Raw genomic sequence first — 16,870 nt, 5'->3', positions numbered from 1 at the left:
ATTTGTTGAAATTGCATTTGTTGCTCTTGAAATTTCATTAAAATACTTTGTAATTTTGCTTTCTCAAAATTTTTATACTTTATACCTTTTTATAAAATGATTTCTCAAGCTACCATAGATACTGTTTTTGAAACTGCTCGTGTCGAGGAAGTAATTGGTGATTTTGTACAATTAAAAAGAGCGGGAAGTAATTATAAGGGATTAAGTCCATTCTCAGATGAGCGTTCGCCATCGTTTATGGTGTCTCCTGTAAAACAAATTTGGAAAGATTTTAGTTCTGGAAAAGGAGGTAATGCAGTGGCTTTTTTGATGGAGCACGAACATTTTACCTATCCAGAAGCAATTCGGTACTTGGCTAAAAAGTACAATATCGAGATTGAGGAAACTGAACAAACAAATGAAGAGAAAGCCAATTTAGATGCGCGCGAAAGCATGTATTTGGTTTCAGAATTTGCTAAAAATTATTTTCATTCTACTCTATTAAAATCGGAGGAAGGCAAAGCAATTGGTTTGTCCTATTTTAAAGAAAGAGGATTTACCAATGAAACAATTGAAAAGTTTAGTTTAGGATATTCGCCAGAAACTTGGGATGCTTTTACAAAAGAAGCATTAGGTAAGGGGTATCAATTAGAATTTCTTGAAAGTACAGGGCTTACCATACCTAAAGAGGATCGTCCATTTGATCGTTTTAAAGGGCGTGTAATGTTCCCTATTCAAAGTATGTCAGGAAGAACCTTAGGTTTTGGTGGTCGTATTTTAACGAATGATAAAAAAGCTGCAAAATATTTAAATTCACCTGAGAGTGCTATTTATCATAAAAGTAAAGTTTTGTATGGTATTTTCCAAGCCAAACAAGCCATTGCAAAGCTAAACAATTGCTATTTAGTGGAAGGCTATACTGATGTTATTCAATTCCATCAGTCAGGAATCGAAAATGTTGTAGCTTCTTCAGGGACGGCCTTGACTCCAGACCAAATCAGGCTAATAAATCGTTTGACTAAAAACATCACTGTTCTTTTTGATGGTGATGCTGCAGGGTTACGGGCTTCTATTCGAGGAATCGATTTGATTTTGGAAGAAGGGATGAATGTCAAAGTGTGTACGTTTCCAGATGGTGATGACCCAGATAGTTTTGCCAAAAAGACATCTTATGAGGATTTGGTTTTGTATTTAGAAAACAATGCCAAAGATTTTATCCAGTTCAAAGCGTCCTTGTTGATGAATGAAGCTAAGGATGATCCAATAAAAAAAGCGGATTTAATTAGGGATATGGTGCAAAGTATCGCTAAGATTCCTGATCGTATTCAACGTGAAATTTACATTCAGGAATGTTCTCGAATAATGGATATTTCAGAACAAGTCTTACTAAGTACTTTGGCTCAATTGTCTCAAAAAGATATTGCTGAAGTTGAAAAGAAAGCCAAAAAAGAACAAAAATCATTTGAAGTAGTCAAAAATGATACGCCACAATCGCTAGAAAAAGTAGATATTTTATATCGTTTGGAGCGTAAAATTATTGAGATTTTGTTGCTCTATGGTAACAAGGCGGAAGAGTTTGAAGACACCTTTTTGAAAACCAACGAAGAAGGTGAAGTGGTGACAGTGACAGAAAAGAAAGAGTTGAAAGTGTTTCAACGCATTTATTTGAGTCTTCAAGAAGATGAAGTGGAATTAGCTAACCCATTGTTTCGAGGAATTTATAATGATTTGATTAATCATTATCTGCAGAATGAAAATTTCAGTTTAGAACACTATTTAATGCATTTACCAGCTGACTATGCGCAAGAAGTGACGGATATTTTAATGGAAGATGAGAAATTAGTGATGCATAACTGGGAAGGACAGAATATTTTTCCTAAAACAAAAAAGGATACCATTGCACAAAATGTCAATGAGACTATCTTAACATTGAGATGGTATTTAGTAGGTAGTATTATTGAAGAATTAAAAAACTCCATATCATCTGATGCAGATAATACGGAGTCTCTTTCGATGATTATGGATTATAATACCCTCACTAATGCATTTTCAAAAAAATTAGGGAGGGTAATGTCTCGTTTTAATTAGACGATTTCTAATTTCTTAGCTTTTTCCACTAAATCAACTAAGTTGGTAACGTTCAATTTAGTAAGTAGTCTTAATTTGTAAGTACTAATTGTTTTTTCGTTTAATCCTAAAATTTCTGCAATTTCGTGGTTCTTTTTACCGCCACTCAAATAGCGTAGTACTTCCACTTCACGGTTTGAAAGTTTTCTGTACAAACGCTCACTTTTACTTTGTTTAGCAATCAAGGCTAGGTTTTTCTTCACCGTTTCGTTCATGATGATTTTACCTTGGTGAACTTTTACAATAGATTGTCCTAAGGTTTCCAGTTTTTCTTTTTTGTGAACATATCCTGAAACTCCTGCTTTAATTGCATTTGGAGCGTAAATTTGTTCCGAAAGTCCGCTGAAGATGATGATTTTTGTCTTAGGGAAACTCTTTAAAATGGACTTAATTTCAAAGATACTAGCAAGTCCTTCTAATTCTAAGTCTAAGACAAGGACATCAATTTCCTTAGTAAGGAGGATGTCTCGAATCATCAAAAAGCTACCTACATTGGCAACAATTGAAATGTCTGAATGATCTTTGAAGTATGACTTTACTCCAAAATGTACTACGGGTAAGCTATCAGCTATACAAACTTTAATCATGGTATTTAATTTATTTGTGGTATTTAATTTATATTAATTTGTTATCTATTTCTTAATCAAGAAATTAAAAGTGTAATAAATTTAGTAAAAAAAATTGACATTGCAAATTTTTCGGACAAAAAAATTAGATATTGTCTATTTTGCAAACAGGTATTGGGTTCATTTTGTGTTGGTTGGCTTTGTTTAAGCGTTGGTATATTCCAAAAACAATTTTTTCGCGCTCAGAAAAATTGGTTTCTGGGGCATTATTTTCACTTGCAATCATGGCCCATTCTAGTTCATCATAACTCGCGCCAAGTTGTTCTTCGTCTGTTTTTTCATCACCAAATAACCCGTCAGAAGGCTGGGCGTTAAGGATAGAATCAGGAACTTTAAGGTAGGCTGCTAGAGCAAAAACATCTGATTTCATCAAATCAGCTATTGGGCTTAAATCCACACCACCATCTCCGTATTTTGTATAGAATCCCACACCAAAATCTTCCACTTTGTTCCCTGTACCTGCAACAAGTAATCCGTGTACCCCTGCATGATAGTAAAGCGTTGTCATGCGTAATCTTGCTCTTGTGTTGGCAAGGGTGAGTTGTAAGGCTTTGTCGTCAAATTGTGTAGGGACTTCTTTTTTGAAGGATTCAAAGACAGGAGTCAAATCAGTGATGACACTAGAGACATTTGGGAAGCGCTCTTTTAATTGTTTAATGTGTTCTTGGGCACGACTTACGTGGTCCTTATGTTGGTGGATGGGCATTTCTACACACAATACTTTAAGTCCTGTTTGCGCGCACAAGGTAGAAGTTAAGGCGGAATCAACTCCTCCTGAAATCCCAACTACAAATCCGTTTACTTTTGCAACTTCGGCATAATTTTTTAACCAGTTGACAATGTGTGTGTTTACTTTTTCAACTAGTATCGTACTTTTTTTAGTCATATTTGTTTCAGTTTTAAAAAGCAGGAATATGTATATTTGCAATTTATGGCTAATACGAATGCAAATAGTAGTTTATTCGTGACAAATTTAAATAAAATAAAATGAAAATTGGGCTTATTGCGTTACTTCTCAGTCTCTTTTTGATTTCTTGTGATAAAAAAACAAAAACAGAGAAAATTGTTGAAAAAATCCCTGTCGAAATAAAAGTGGAGCGCTTTGATAAAGCTTTCTTTGAAACGGAACCTCAAAATTTGGATCAAGTAAAACAGGCTTATCCTCTTTTTTTTCCAGAAGGGAACGATGATGCTGTTTGGTTAGAAAAAATGCAAAATCCTTTGTGGAGAGAATTGTATCAAGAAGTTCAAAAAAAGTACGGTGATTTTGAGCATGAAAAGCAAGATTTTGAAAAGTTATTCAAACATATTAAGCATTACTTTCCACAAACCAAAACGCCTAAAGTTGTAACAGTAATCGCAGAGATGGACTATACTAATAAAGTTATTTATACGGATAGTTTGGTTATTGTAGCGCTGGAAATGTATTTGGGGAAAGAACATCGCTTTTATGAATTTCCTAAGTATTTAAAACAAAATTTTGAAAGAGACCAAATGATGCCTGATGTGGTTTCGAGCTTTTTTAAATTTAAAGTGCAACCTAATCCTGAAAAAAGTTTCCTTTCAAAAATGATTTATGCTGGTAAAGAGTTGTATTTGAAAGATAAGTTATTGCCTGAAATTCCGGACGAGGTCAAAATAGGATATACTTCTGAGCAATTAGTATGGTGTCAGGAAAATGAACAGTATATGTGGCAATACTTTATTGAAAAACAATTGTTGTATAGTGACGATGCTAAGTTGGCTTCACGATTTGTAAATCCAGCTCCTTTTTCTAAATTTTATTTGGAAATCGACAATGAAAGTCCAGGTCAGGTAGGGGCTTGGTTGGGATGGCAAATCGTGCGTTCATACATGGAACATAATGAAATCTCATTAGAAAATCTTTTTGCAATGAATGCAAAAGAATTATTTGAAAAATCAAAATATAAACCCAAGAAATAATGTCAAATAAAAACAGATCTGAAATAAATTTTTTAGTTGAATTAGACGAGAATCGTATTCCCGAAAAACTAATGTGGTCCGCAAAGGACGGTGGTGTAGAGCTAGAAGAAGCCAAAGCTATTATGTTATCTATTTGGGATAGCAAGGCAAAAGAAAGCATGCGCATTGATTTATGGACCAAAGATATGCCTGTGGATGAAATGAAGGTTTTCTTTCATCAAACCTTAGTGGCTATGTCAGACACTTTTCATCGTGCGACGGGAGACGAAAAAATGTCAGCTACGATGAAGGATTTTTGTGATTATTTTGCTGAAAAATTGGAGTTAGGCGGTCATGAGTAATTCTTGATTTTTCATGCCAATAGTAGATATCACTTTTTTTATGTCTCGAGTTTAATGAGCGTTTTTTTTGGGTGTTAATCAGGTTAGTATTGTTGTGACTTTTTTGATTGTTAGAATTGTATTACGAATTTATTGGTTTAGATTTTTAAGTGTTTCTTTTTTTTTGTAACTTGTTGTTGTTTAACTTAATAATCTGAAATCATGAAAAAATCTAAATTATTTGCATTCGGAGTTATAGTATTAACAATGTTAATGGTCTCTTGTAATAAAAGTCGAAAAAAGTTAGTTGATTCTTGGAAAGTAACTGAAGTGGAAGCCAAAGTTCCCATTTCGGATTCGGTTAAAAATGATATTTTAGCTAAGGGTACGTTGACTTTTACTGATGACGGATATGTAAGTGGGCATTTAGAAAGAGATTTCAATGACGGACTCTATATATTGACCAAAAAAGGAAGGAGTTTAACGATTAAAGACGAAACAGGAACACCTTTTACTTATGAAAGTACTATTGAAAAAGATAAAATGATATTGGAAGATGAGGAAATGAAAATTACACTCTTGAAAGATTAAATTTTTATACATCGCTTAATTGGAGTGATGTGTTTTTTAAATCAAACCCCAAAAGATCGCTTGCTAAATGTTCTTTTGGGGTTTTGTATTTTCTTTTAAATAGGATTGTTGTTGTTCTTAAAAACATCTTGATTGACATCGTCAATAAATTGAAGTAATGCTTCTTTACCTATATTTTCGGTTGAAGAGGTTACAAAATATTGTGGCATTTCGGCCCAATTGTTTGCATACATACTTTTCTTGTAAGCGGCAATATGGGAATCAATTTTCGTTTTACTGATTTTATCGGCTTTGGTAAAAACAATACAAAACGGTATTTCGCTTTCTCCCATATACGACATGAATTCGATGTCAATAGCTTGTGCTTCGTGTCGGATATCAATTAGTACAAAGGCACAAACTAACTGCTGTCGGTTTTCGAAATAATCGGTGATGAATTGTTGAAAAACAGATTTGGTTTTCTTTGAAACTTTGGCGTATCCGTAGCCTGGTAAATCGACCAAAAACCAATTTTTGTTAATCAAAAAATGGTTGATTAATTGTGTCTTTCCTGGTCTTCCTGAGGTTTTTGCCAATTTTTTTTGATTGGTAAGCATATTGATGAGCGAAGATTTGCCTACGTTAGACCTCCCAATGAAAGCATACTCAGGTAAAAAATCTTTTGGACATTTTGAAGCGTCAGAATTACTGACTATAAATTCGGCGGTATTGATTTTCATACTAATGTTGTATTTAATAGGCAACCTGTTGAAGTTTAAAATTAATCAAAAAAATAAACCATTAAGAATTTTAGTTTTATAATCTTACTTTCTCAATGGTTTTAAGGTTGCTTTTTGGTGTCTTAACTGAAGAGAGGGTGTTACAAATTGGTTTTGATTAACCATTCTTCAAGTATTTGATTGAATTCTTCTGGTTGTTCCATCATGGCAGCATGTCCACATTGGTCAATCCAGTATAAGGTAGAATTTGGCAGCAATTGGTTGAATTCAACGGCTACATCAGGAGGTGTTACTTTGTCATTTTTTCCCCAGATGATACATGTTTGAACATGCATTTTAGGCAAATCTTTTGCCATATTGTGACGAATGGCACTCTTGGCAATGGTTAAGGTTTTGATGAGTTTGATGCGGTCGTTTACTGAGGCATATACCTCATCAATTAATTCAGGTGTTGCCACTTTTGGGTCATAAAATACATCTTCGGCTTTCTTTTTAATGTATTCGTAATCCCCTCTTTTTGGATAGCTGTCGCCCATAGCGCTCTCGTATAGTCCTGAACTCCCTGTGATTACAAGTCCAGCTACTTTTTCAGGATACATTTTTGTGTGGTATAAAGCAATGTGACCGCCAAGTGAATTCCCTAATAAAATGACGCGGTCAAAACCTTTGAATGTAATAAAGTCTTTTACGTATTTGGCAAAGCTTTTTACGTTAGTTTTTAGGATGCTTTGTGTGTAAATAGGCAAGTCTGGAATGACAATTTTATATCCTTTCTCCGAGAAGTGGTTAGCGACAGCGTCAAAATTACTTAGTCCACCCATTAGACCGTGTAAAATTACAATGGGAGTGCCCTCCCCAGCTTCATAATAGCTATATCTACCTTCTTTCTTGTAGTGCTTTTCCATGTTATTTATTCCAGATTTCAATTTTCACAAATATAGGATTTAATAAGTAAAAAAGAATTTTTGCTTCTTTTTTTTGGGTAGAATATTTAACACTTGTTTTTTGTTTCCAAATTTCGTTTTTGAGAAGAAAAACCAAGTGTTTTTTGTTGTTAAAAATGAGGTGAATTTGTTAAAACATTAAGGATTGTTTAATGGGTTTTTTTGGTGCTGTTGAATATTCTTACTGCGCTTCTTTTGAATAGCTAATGCGTTGAACCTCCAAAAATTAAGGTCTCAAGGGTAAATGTGGTTAAACTTATTAACAAAGTGGTATTTTGTGGTAAATTGTGGTAATAATTTTTATATTTTTGCTTAAATCAATTCGTAATAAAGAAAATTTGAATACAATTGTAGGGACATATGAGTGTAAAGTTGATGCTAAAGGGCGTGTGATGTTGCCTGCGCCTTTAAAAAAGCAGTTAACTGCCTCTCTTCAAGACGGTTTTGTTTTGAAGCGTTCTGTGTTTCAAACTTGTTTGGAATTGTATCCTATGGAAGAGTGGAATTTAATGATGGCCAAAATCAATAAACTTAACCGCTTTGTTAAAAAAAATAATGACTTCATCAGACGTTTTACTGCCGGAGTTAAGATGGTTGAGATTGATTCTTTAGGGCGATTGTTGGTTCCGAAAGATTTGGTCGTTTTTGCAAATATTTCAAAAGATGTTGTTTTTTCTTCTGCTGTAAATATTGTAGAAATATGGGATAAAGATTTATACGAGCAATCTATCAGTGGAGACGATATTGATTTTGCTGATTTGGCCGAAGATGTAATGGGAAATTTAAATGACGACGACAATGGAATATCATAATCCAGTTTTATTACAAGAATCAGTGGATGGTTTGAATATAAAACCTGATGGGGTTTATGTGGATGTGACTTTTGGAGGAGGAGGGCATTCGAGAGAGATTTTGAGACGATTGGGGCCAAATGGAAAATTGTTTGCGTTTGATCAGGATGAAGATGCATTAGCCAATGCGATTGATGATAATCGTTTTGTTTTGATTAATGAGAATTTCCGTTTTATTAAACGGTTTTTGCGTTTTTATGGAGCTAAGTCGGTTGATGGGATATTAGGGGATTTAGGCGTTTCTTCACATCAATTTGATGTTGCGGCTCGAGGTTTTTCAACTCGTTTTGATGCTGAATTGGATATGAGAATGAGTCAGAAGAACACTTTAAACGCTTATAAAGTGGTTAATGAATACGATGATGCTAATTTAAGACGCGTGTTTTATGATTATGGCGAGTTAAAAAATGCACCAGCACTTTCTCGAACAATTATTGAGGCTCGAACCAATCATCCTATAAAAACTACTGATGAATTGAAAGAAGTTTTGGCTAAGTACTTGCCAGAAAAGGTTCGTAATAAAGTCTTGGCGCAAATTTATCAAGCGATACGTATTGAAGTTAATCAGGAAATGGATGTTTTGAAAGAATTTTTAGAGCAATCATTAGAAATATTAAAACCCGAAGGAAGGCTAAGTGTTATATCGTATCATTCGTTAGAAGATAGATTAGTAAAACGGTTTATGAAGAACGGATTGTTTGAAGGAGAACCTGAGCGTGATTTTTTTGGAAACTTCTCTGTTCCCTTTAGGTCAGTAGGTAAATTGATAATTCCAGATGCAGCTGAGATTAAATTAAACAATAGAGCACGTTCGGCTAAGTTGAGAATTGCTGAAAAGAAATAGAAGCTATTTTAAAGATGAAAAACGGAATATACAGTTTGTTAAAAGCCAAATTTCTAATCGATGAAGATGCGATTAAGAATTGGCGTTTTATCGTTTTTTTGATTTTGTTGGCTATAATAATGATTGCCAATACGCAGCGATACGAACAGAAGGTTTTTAAAATAGCAGCCTTAACAGGAGAGGTTAAAGAATTGCGTTCTGAATTTGTGGACAGACGTTCTCAGTTGATGAAACTACGAATGGAATCCACTGTATCTGTAAAAATGGTTGATAGAGAAATTTATCCATCCACAGTGCCACCAGTTAAAATAAAAGTTAAAAAAGAAGAAGAGAAAAGTTTTTTCAAAAGAATATGGCAGTAGAGGAAAAATACATATCGTATAGAATGTACCTAGTGGCATTTGTCATCTTTTTGATGGCGATTGCTATTGCTGTGAAATTGACTAATATTCAGTGGGTAGAAGGGGAATATTATCGAAGTTTGGCCAAGGAGAGAACGGTTCGAAATTTTGTGATTCCAGCCAATAAAGGAAATATCTATTCTTCTGACGGAAGTTTATTAGCGACTTCTATTCCAAATTATGAAATTCGATTTGATGCATTGGCTCCGAAAGCTGAAGTTTTTGAAAAAAATATAGCGGCCTTATCTGATTCTCTTGCGCTAGTTTTGGGCAAATCGAGTAATTATTTTCAAAACGAACTCCGAAGAGCCAGAGCGACAAATAACAGGTATTATTTGATTTCTCGAAATTTGAGCTATACGCAATACATTCAAATTAAAAATTTCCCTTTGTTTAAATTAGGAGCTTATAAAGGGGGAATAATTGTAGAGCAAAAAACGGTAAGAGAGCATCCAATTGGGAAAATTGCAGAGCGTACAATTGGCTACGAAAGAAAAGTAGGTGAAGGTACTTTTGACGGAAAAGGAATCGAATGGGCGTATAGAGATTATCTTAATGGTAAAGACGGTAAAATTTTAAAACAAAAAATTGCCAAAGGACAATGGAAACCTATTCGAGACATTAATGAAGTTGACCCCCAAGACGGATACGATGTGATATCTACAATTGATGTTTATATTCAAGATATAGCACATCATGCGTTGTTGAAGCAGTTGCAAGAATATGAGGCTGATCACGGTTGTGTGGTTGTGATGGAAACCAAAACAGGTGCTGTTAGGGCGATATCTAATTTAGGAAGAGCTCAAGATGGAACCTATTATGAAACCACAAATTATGCGGTAGCCGAATCCCACGAACCAGGTTCTACTTTTAAATTAGTCGATTTAATGGCTTTGTTAGAAGATAAAGCAGCTGATACAAGTTCTGTGTATGATAGTAAAGGTGGAGAGATTCGGTATTCAGGAAAAGCAGTTAGGGATTCTCATAAAGGAGGTTATGGTAAAATTTCATTGGCTAGGGGTTTTGAGCTTTCTTCTAATACAGTAATGGTTCAAGCAGTTTACGAAGCCTATAAAGACAATCCGTCTCGTTTTGTAAATCATATCAATGCGTATGGTTTAAATAAAAAATTAAATATGGATTTTAAAGGAGAAGGGACGCCCTATATTCCACAACCTTCTAGTAAAAGGTGGTCTAATATCTCTTTGCCTTGGATGGCTTTTGGATATGGGGTCTCGGTAACGCCTATGCAGACTTTAGCGTATTATAATGCTGTAGCTAATAATGGTGTTATGGTGAAACCTCATTTTGTGTCCGAAATTAAGGAATGGAATAAAACCATAAAAAAAATTGAAACTGAAGTGATTAACCCGAAGATTTGTTCTCAGGAAACTATTTTGAAACTAAAAGAAGTTTTGAAAAATGTAGTTAAAAAAGGAACTGGGTCTAAATTATATACGAAAGAGTTTTCGATGGCTGGAAAAACAGGAACGGCTCAGGTTAATTACAGTAAAGATGGAGGTGCTGGAAAATATTATGCCTCTTCTTTTGTTGGATTTTTTCCAGTTGATGAGCCTAAATATTCCTGTATAGTGGTAGTGCATAAACCCAGTACTGTAAATAACAACTATTATGGAGCTGATGTTGCTGGGCCTGTCTTTAAAAGAATAGCTCAAAAGATTTTTACGGATGTTCCTTCAACTAATGAAATAAAAAACATTAATAAAAAAATCCCAAAACAAGAACAGAGTTACAATACCTATTTTGCTACTCTTCAAAAGCAACAAACAAAAATTCCGAATGTAAAAGGGATGCCTGGGATGGACGCGGTTGCTTTATTAGAGAATTTAGGTTTGAAGGTGAGAGCAAAAGGATTAGGTAAAGTTAAGTCGCAGTCCTTGCAAGCAGGACAAACGATTGTCAAGAATACTGCCATTATGTTGGAATTAATGTAGGACCTCTTTTAAGATTTGGAGAAAAATAACCAAGCAATGAATAAATTATTAAAAGACATATTATATAAAGTAGCTATAGAATCGGTCAAAGGAACTACGGATGTTCTTGTCAATAAATTAGAATTTGATTCAAGAAAATTAGAACCTAATGATGTTTTTATAGCCATAAGAGGGACGCAAGCGGATGGGCATGATTTTATCCCAAAAGCAATTGAGTTGGGTGCTAAAGTTATTGTTTGCGATACTCTTCCAGAACAGCTTCAAGCAGGAATTACTTATATAGAAGTTGAGGATACCAACAAAGCTTTGGCATTTATGGCCGCCAATTATTTTGAAAACCCTTCTAAAGATTTAAAGTTAGTAGGAATTACAGGTACAAATGGAAAGACTACAATAGCTTCCTTATTATTTCAGTTGTTTCAAAAGGCAGGATATAAAGTTGGGTTGATTTCGACAGTTAAAATAATGGTAGATGCCCTAGAATATAAAGCGACACACACCACGCCTGATTCTATCACAATCAATCATTATCTGGACGAAATGAGAGCGGCTGGGGTGCAATATTGTTTCATGGAAGTGAGTTCTCATGGAATTCATCAAAAAAGGACAGAAGCCTTGCATTTTGCAGGAGGTGTTTTTACCAATCTATCTCATGACCATTTAGATTATCACGCCACTTTCGCAGAATATAGAGATGTAAAAAAATCTTTTTTTGATCATTTACCTGCGACAGCTTTTTCCATTACCAATATTGATGATAAAAATGGGGCGGTCATGTTGCAAAATACCGTTTCTAAAAAGTGTACCTATGCTTTGAAATCCTACGCAGATTATAGAGCACAAATTTTAGAAAATCAGTTGTCAGGTTTATTGTTAAAGATTAATGATAACGAAGTGTGGGTTAAATTGATTGGAACTTTTAATGCATATAATTTATTGGCAATATATGGTACTGCGATTGAATTAGGTATGGAAAGTCTCGAAACCCTTAGATTGTTGTCGGATTTAGAAAGTGTTTCAGGACGCTTCCAATTTATTGTTTCGGAAGGTAATATTACAGCTATAGTAGATTATGCTCACACTCCTGACGCATTGGAAAATGTGCTAAAAACAATTAATGATATTCGCACCAAAAATGAACAACTATTTACAGTTGTAGGTTGTGGCGGTAATAGGGATAAGGCCAAACGACCGATAATGGCCAGAATTGCCTCTGAGTTGAGTACACAAGTAATTCTTACTTCGGATAATCCGAGAAATGAAGAGCCTGATATGATTATTAGTGAAATGGAACAAGGGGTGGAGGCTCAAAATTATAAAAGAGTATTGTCTGTTACTGATAGAAAACAAGCCATTAAAATTGCTTGTCAATTGGCGCGTCCTAATGATATTATCTTGATTGCTGGTAAGGGACATGAAACTTATCAGGAAATTAAAGGCGTACGTCATCATTTTGATGACATGGTAACGGTAAAAGAATTGTTAAAAGAATTGGGGAAATAAAATTATCATTTATTAAATCCCAAATTCCATTGAAAAATTGGAATTGAGAAGGTAAAATATTGTGGTTTCTGAGTAATCGGAATTTGGATTTTAAAAAAGAACTTATATGTTGTACTATTTTTTTGAATATTTAAACAAAACATTAGATGTTTCTGGAACTGGCGTTTTTCAGTACATCAGTTTTCGTTCAGCTTTAGCCTTTATTTTTTCATTAGGGCTGTCCACTATTTACGGAAAACGCATAATTCTTTTTTTGCGAAAGCAACAAGTGGGAGAAACCGTTAGAGAACTTGGTTTGGCTGGTCAAAATGAAAAAGCGGGAACACCTACTATGGGCGGACTGATTATTATTTTTGCGACCTTACTTCCTGTGTTGCTGTTTGCAAAACTTCAAAATATCTACATTGTATTATTGATAGTTACCACCTTATGGATGGGGACAATTGGTTTTATTGATGATTATATCAAAATTTTTAAGAAAGACAAAGAAGGATTAAAAGGCATCTTCAAGGTTTTTGGTCAAGTAGGTTTGGGTTTGATAGTAGGGTATGTATTGTATTTTAGTCCCGATGTTGTGGTGCGAACCGATACGAGCAAGCGAGATGTTTTCAAAATCCCTACTGAAAATTTGATTTATCCTGCTCCTGTAGAGGAGAAATCGACCGCTACCACCATTCCGTTTTTTAAAAATAATGAATTTGATTATGCCGAAATATTGGCTTGGACTGGTGAAGGATATGAAAAATGGGCTTGGTTGGTTTTTATTCCAGTAGTTATTTTTATTATCACTGCGGTTTCTAATGGTGCCAATTTAACTGATGGAATCGATGGGCTTGCAGCAGGAACTTCAGCCATATCGGTGCTCGCATTAGGCATCTTTACGTTTCTTTCGGGGAATATCATTTTTTCTAATTATCTAAATATAATGTACATCCCTAATTCGGGAGAAATGACTGTCTTTATCTCTGCTTTTGTAGGAGCGTTGATAGGGTTTCTTTGGTATAATTCCTATCCTGCTTCTGTTTTTATGGGAGATACTGGAAGTTTAACTATAGGTGGAATCATTGCTGTTTTGGCCATTGCCGTTCGGAAAGAACTTTTAATTCCCTTGTTGTGTGGGATTTTCTTGGTCGAAAACTTTTCTGTGGTATTGCAAGTGAGTTATTTCAAATACACTAAAAAGAGATTTGGCGAAGGCCGAAGAATATTTTTAATGTCTCCTTTGCACCATCACTATCAAAAGAAAGGGTATCATGAGAGTAAGATTGTGACGCGGTTTTGGGTAGTGGCCATCTTATTAGCCATTTTATCAATTGTTACATTAAAACTAAGATAAAGATGAGGTTAGTAGTTTTAGGCGGCGGCGAAAGTGGCGTTGGTACAGCCCTATTAGGCAAGAAAAAAGGATACGATGTATTTGTATCGGATTTTGGCAAAATAAAAGAAAAGTACAAACAAGTTCTTATAGATAATGAAATTAAATGGGAGGACGAAAAACATACAGAGGATTTAGTTTTAAATGCTGATGTAGTAATGAAAAGTCCCGGAATTCCAGACAAAGCGCCTATTGTCAAAAAAATGGTGGCGCTGGGAATTCCAGTCATTTCAGAGATTGAATTTGCGGCTCCCTTTACAGATGCAGTTACCATAGGTATTACAGGGAGTAATGGTAAAACCACGACCACAATGCTTACTTATCATTTGTTAAAATCGGCAGGTTTGAATGTAGGGTTGGGGGGAAATATAGGGAAGAGTTTTGCGTGGCAGGTAGCGGATGAAAATTACGATTCGTATGTTCTGGAATTAAGTAGTTTTCAATTGGACGGAATTATAAATTATAAGCCCCATATCGCAATTATAACCAATATAAGCCCAGATCATCTAGATCGATACGACTATAAGTACGAGAATTACATAGCAGCAAAGTTTAGGATTACAATGAATCAGACCGAAGACGATTATTTAATCTATGATGCCGATGACGAAGCAATTACCAATTGGTTACAAAACAATAAAACAAAAGCAAAATTAATTCCTTTTTCATTGTCAAAAACATTTACTGAGGGAGCCTTTATACAAAATAATATTATGGAAATTACAATCAACCAAGACGAATTTAAAATGGAAACAGAGACTATTGCATTAGAAGGAAAACACAATATGAAAAATGCAATGGCAGCAGTTTCTGTGGCAAAATTGATGCAAGTAAGAAAAGCAACGATACGTGAAAGTATGTCTAATTTTCAAGGAGTTGAACATCGTCTTGAAAAAGTGTTGAAAATTCAAAGCGTTCAATACATTAATGATTCAAAGGCGACTAACGTAAATGCAGCTTTTTTTGCTTTAGACAGTATGACAACGCCAACAGTTTGGATAGTAGGTGGTGTGGATAAAGGAAATGATTACAATGAATTAATGGCTTTGGTTCGTGAAAAAGTAAAAGCCATTGTATGTTTAGGTGTTGATAATAAGAAAATAATTGATGCTTTTGGGAATGTCGTGGATGTGATGGTTGAAGTTACCTCTATGAAAGAAGCGGTTGTTATGGCGCAACGATTGAGTGAAAAAGGAGATACTGTATTATTGTCTCCAGCCTGTGCAAGTTTTGATTTGTTTGAAAATTATGAAGATAGAGGCAATCAATTCAAACAGGCTGTTCAAAATTTGTAATGACTTTTAACGGTTCAAGTTAGCGTTTGTGTTAGAGTAATTATAATGTAGAACGCCTAACTCATAATATAAACCATAATCTAAAAAAATGAAAGAACTAATAAGCAATTTAAAAGGAGATAAGGGGATTTGGTCCTTTGTGGCCTTATTGGCTTTATTTTCATTTATGCCTGTTTTTAGTGCGAGTAGTAATCTGGCTTATTTAGGTCATGGGACTGGAAATACATTAGGATATTTGCTTAAGCATTTGGGACATGTGGTTTGTGGTTTTGCAATAATTTATGTGTTTCATAAGATTCCTTATCAATATTTTAGGTCTTTTTCTAGGTTCTTATTGCCCGTAGTATGGTTGATTCTCGCCATTACAATGATTAAAGGAACTGTAATTGGTGGTGCTAATGCTAGTAGATGGTTGCAAATTCCGTTCATCGGTATATCGTTCCAGCCTTCGGCCTTAGCGGCCTTAGTTTTATACATTTATGTAGCGCGGTATCTTTCAAAAACCAGAGAAACGCCTATTGACTTTATCGAATCTGTCAAAGAATTGTGGTTGCCTGTTTTTGTGACTTTGATGTTTATTTTGCCATCAAATTTCTCCACCACAGCGCTGATGTTTTCTATGGTGGTCATGTTGGTTTTTATTGGAAGATATCCTTTAAAGTATTTGAGCTATATTATTGGGATGGGTGTCGTATCCTTGTTGTTTTTTGTTTTGTTAGCAAAAGCTTTTCCTGATTCCAAATTTTTTAGTCGTGTGGCGACTTGGGAAAGTAGAATCGAAAATTTTACAACAGACAAACCTGATGAAGATGATTACCAAATTGAAAAAGCAAAAATTGCTATTGCTTCTGGGAGAATTTATGGATTAGGACCAGGTAAGAGTGTGCAAAAGAATTTTTTACCTCAATCCTCCTCTGATTTTATCTATGCCATTATTGTAGAAGAGTATGGTCTTTTGGGAGGTTTTGGAGTTTTATTGTTATATCTCTTATTGTTGTTTCGATTTTTGGTAGCTTCTCATAAAGCAAAAACGACATTCGGAAAATTAGTGGTTATTGGTCTAGGGTTTCCAATGATTTTTCAAGCCATGATTAATATGGCTGTGGCTGTCGAATTATTGCCAGTTACAGGGCAAACCTTACCACTGATAAGTAGCGGTGGTACTTCGATTTGGATGACGTGTATCGCTTTAGGAATAATTATTGGAGTAACGAAAAAAGAGGAAGAAATAGAACAAGAGCAAAAAGAGGCAGCTAAAAGAGAAGAAGCTTTGCAAAGATTGATTGATGAAAAAATCTTAGCAGATGAAGAGGCATTAAATCAAGATTTTTCAATTGAAGATAAAATGTCAAATCCAATGAATGCCGTTTTGAATAAATAAAAATCTAATTGATAG

At 34.7% G+C, this 16,870-nt stretch carries 16 protein-coding genes; 12 read left to right on the top strand and 4 right to left on the bottom strand.

Features of this window, described 5'->3' with window-relative positions:
• Positions 1-96: 96 nt before the first annotated feature.
• Positions 97-2,067, top strand: coding sequence for a DNA primase (dnaG, locus tag K5R64_RS08590; protein ID WP_220762656.1), 1,971 nt, complete (start codon positions 97-99; stop codon positions 2,065-2,067).
• Here the strand turns inward: dnaG and K5R64_RS08585 are convergent.
• Positions 2,064-2,693: a response regulator transcription factor gene (locus K5R64_RS08585; protein ID WP_220762655.1), complete on the bottom strand. Its 630-nt coding sequence runs from the start codon at positions 2,691-2,693 to the stop codon at positions 2,064-2,066. The genes dnaG and K5R64_RS08585 overlap by 4 nt on opposite strands.
• A 124-nt stretch (positions 2,694-2,817) precedes the next feature.
• Positions 2,818-3,618 (bottom strand): NAD(+) synthase, encoded by an 801-nt coding sequence (gene nadE, locus K5R64_RS08580; RefSeq protein WP_220762654.1) that lies wholly within the window; start codon positions 3,616-3,618, stop codon positions 2,818-2,820.
• A 101-nt stretch (positions 3,619-3,719) separates the two neighbouring features.
• Between nadE and gldB the strand changes: the two genes are divergently transcribed.
• From gldB to K5R64_RS08565, 3 genes are all read left to right on the top strand, one after another.
• Positions 3,720-4,676: a gliding motility lipoprotein GldB gene (gene gldB / locus K5R64_RS08575; protein WP_220762653.1), complete on the top strand. Its 957-nt coding sequence runs from the start codon at positions 3,720-3,722 to the stop codon at positions 4,674-4,676.
• The gene (gene gldC / locus K5R64_RS08570; RefSeq protein WP_220762652.1) at positions 4,676-5,017 is read left to right on the top strand and encodes a gliding motility protein GldC; all 342 of its coding nucleotides are present in this window, start codon (positions 4,676-4,678) and stop codon (positions 5,015-5,017) included. The genes gldB and gldC overlap by 1 nt, the downstream gene beginning before the upstream one ends.
• Positions 5,018-5,218: 201 nt before the next feature.
• Positions 5,219-5,587, top strand: coding sequence for a hypothetical protein (locus K5R64_RS08565; protein ID WP_220762651.1), 369 nt, complete (start codon positions 5,219-5,221; stop codon positions 5,585-5,587).
• Between the two features lie 95 nt (positions 5,588-5,682).
• Here the strand turns inward: K5R64_RS08565 and yihA are convergent, their stop codons facing one another.
• Positions 5,683-6,306 (bottom strand): ribosome biogenesis GTP-binding protein YihA/YsxC, encoded by a 624-nt coding sequence (yihA, locus tag K5R64_RS08560; protein WP_220762650.1) that lies wholly within the window; start codon positions 6,304-6,306, stop codon positions 5,683-5,685.
• A 140-nt stretch (positions 6,307-6,446) separates the two neighbouring features.
• Positions 6,447-7,211, bottom strand: coding sequence for an alpha/beta fold hydrolase (locus K5R64_RS08555; RefSeq protein WP_220762649.1), 765 nt, complete (start codon positions 7,209-7,211; stop codon positions 6,447-6,449).
• A 377-nt stretch (positions 7,212-7,588) separates the two neighbouring features.
• On the opposite strand from K5R64_RS08555, the gene mraZ reads away from it, so the two are divergent.
• From mraZ to K5R64_RS08515, 8 genes are all read left to right on the top strand, one after another.
• A complete protein-coding gene (gene mraZ, locus K5R64_RS08550) occupies positions 7,589-8,062 on the top strand; it encodes a division/cell wall cluster transcriptional repressor MraZ (protein ID WP_220762731.1) in 474 nt (157 codons plus the stop codon).
• Positions 8,037-8,945 carry a 16S rRNA (cytosine(1402)-N(4))-methyltransferase RsmH gene (rsmH, locus tag K5R64_RS08545; RefSeq protein ID WP_220762647.1) on the top strand — a complete coding sequence of 303 codons (909 nt, stop codon included), beginning with the start codon at positions 8,037-8,039 and terminating at the stop codon, positions 8,943-8,945. The genes mraZ and rsmH overlap by 26 nt, the downstream gene beginning before the upstream one ends.
• 14 nt (positions 8,946-8,959) lie before the next feature.
• Positions 8,960-9,307: an FtsL-like putative cell division protein gene (locus K5R64_RS08540; protein WP_220762645.1), complete on the top strand. Its 348-nt coding sequence runs from the start codon at positions 8,960-8,962 to the stop codon at positions 9,305-9,307.
• Positions 9,298-11,301, top strand: a complete 2,004-nt coding sequence (locus K5R64_RS08535; protein WP_220762643.1) for a penicillin-binding protein — start codon at positions 9,298-9,300, stop codon at positions 11,299-11,301. Before K5R64_RS08540 ends, K5R64_RS08535 begins: the two co-directional genes overlap by 10 nt.
• A gap of 36 nt (positions 11,302-11,337) precedes the next feature.
• Positions 11,338-12,804, top strand: coding sequence for a UDP-N-acetylmuramoyl-L-alanyl-D-glutamate--2,6-diaminopimelate ligase (locus tag K5R64_RS08530; protein WP_220762641.1), 1,467 nt, complete (start codon positions 11,338-11,340; stop codon positions 12,802-12,804).
• Between the two features lie 106 nt (positions 12,805-12,910).
• Positions 12,911-14,140 carry a phospho-N-acetylmuramoyl-pentapeptide-transferase gene (mraY, locus tag K5R64_RS08525; RefSeq protein ID WP_220762639.1) on the top strand — a complete coding sequence of 410 codons (1,230 nt, stop codon included), beginning with the start codon at positions 12,911-12,913 and terminating at the stop codon, positions 14,138-14,140.
• Positions 14,141-14,142: 2 nt separating this feature from the next.
• A complete protein-coding gene (gene murD, locus K5R64_RS08520) occupies positions 14,143-15,474 on the top strand; it encodes a UDP-N-acetylmuramoyl-L-alanine--D-glutamate ligase (RefSeq protein ID WP_220762637.1) in 1,332 nt (443 codons plus the stop codon).
• A gap of 88 nt (positions 15,475-15,562) precedes the next feature.
• Positions 15,563-16,855: an FtsW/RodA/SpoVE family cell cycle protein gene (locus K5R64_RS08515; protein ID WP_220762635.1), complete on the top strand. Its 1,293-nt coding sequence runs from the start codon at positions 15,563-15,565 to the stop codon at positions 16,853-16,855.
• Positions 16,856-16,870: the final 15 nt, after the last annotated feature.

Origin of the sequence: Flavobacterium sp. UMI-01, assembly GCF_019656315.1 — a bacterium.
In the GTDB taxonomy this organism is placed as follows: Bacteria; Bacteroidota; Bacteroidia; order Flavobacteriales; family Flavobacteriaceae; genus Flavobacterium.
This window is presented reverse-complemented; position numbering and strand designations above follow the sequence as displayed.

Excerpts from the sequence above, each read along its gene's own strand:
- dnaG (WP_220762656.1), top strand. The coding sequence starts at position 97 with ATGATTTCTCAAGCTACCATAGATACTGTTTTTGAAACTGCTCGTGTC.
- K5R64_RS08585 (WP_220762655.1), bottom strand. The coding sequence starts at position 2,693 with ATGATTAAAGTTTGTATAGCTGATAGCTTACCCGTAGTACATTTTGGA.
- nadE (WP_220762654.1), bottom strand. The coding sequence starts at position 3,618 with ATGACTAAAAAAAGTACGATACTAGTTGAAAAAGTAAACACACACATT.
- gldB (WP_220762653.1), top strand. The coding sequence starts at position 3,720 with ATGAAAATTGGGCTTATTGCGTTACTTCTCAGTCTCTTTTTGATTTCT.
- gldC (WP_220762652.1), top strand. The coding sequence starts at position 4,676 with ATGTCAAATAAAAACAGATCTGAAATAAATTTTTTAGTTGAATTAGAC.
- K5R64_RS08565 (WP_220762651.1), top strand. The coding sequence starts at position 5,219 with ATGAAAAAATCTAAATTATTTGCATTCGGAGTTATAGTATTAACAATG.
- yihA (WP_220762650.1), bottom strand. The coding sequence starts at position 6,306 with ATGAAAATCAATACCGCCGAATTTATAGTCAGTAATTCTGACGCTTCA.
- K5R64_RS08555 (WP_220762649.1), bottom strand. The coding sequence starts at position 7,211 with ATGGAAAAGCACTACAAGAAAGAAGGTAGATATAGCTATTATGAAGCT.
- rsmH (WP_220762647.1), top strand. The coding sequence starts at position 8,037 with ATGACGACGACAATGGAATATCATAATCCAGTTTTATTACAAGAATCA.
- K5R64_RS08540 (WP_220762645.1), top strand. The coding sequence starts at position 8,960 with ATGAAAAACGGAATATACAGTTTGTTAAAAGCCAAATTTCTAATCGAT.
- K5R64_RS08535 (WP_220762643.1), top strand. The coding sequence starts at position 9,298 with ATGGCAGTAGAGGAAAAATACATATCGTATAGAATGTACCTAGTGGCA.
- K5R64_RS08530 (WP_220762641.1), top strand. The coding sequence starts at position 11,338 with ATGAATAAATTATTAAAAGACATATTATATAAAGTAGCTATAGAATCG.
- mraY (WP_220762639.1), top strand. The coding sequence starts at position 12,911 with ATGTTGTACTATTTTTTTGAATATTTAAACAAAACATTAGATGTTTCT.
- murD (WP_220762637.1), top strand. The coding sequence starts at position 14,143 with ATGAGGTTAGTAGTTTTAGGCGGCGGCGAAAGTGGCGTTGGTACAGCC.
- K5R64_RS08515 (WP_220762635.1), top strand. The coding sequence starts at position 15,563 with ATGAAAGAACTAATAAGCAATTTAAAAGGAGATAAGGGGATTTGGTCC.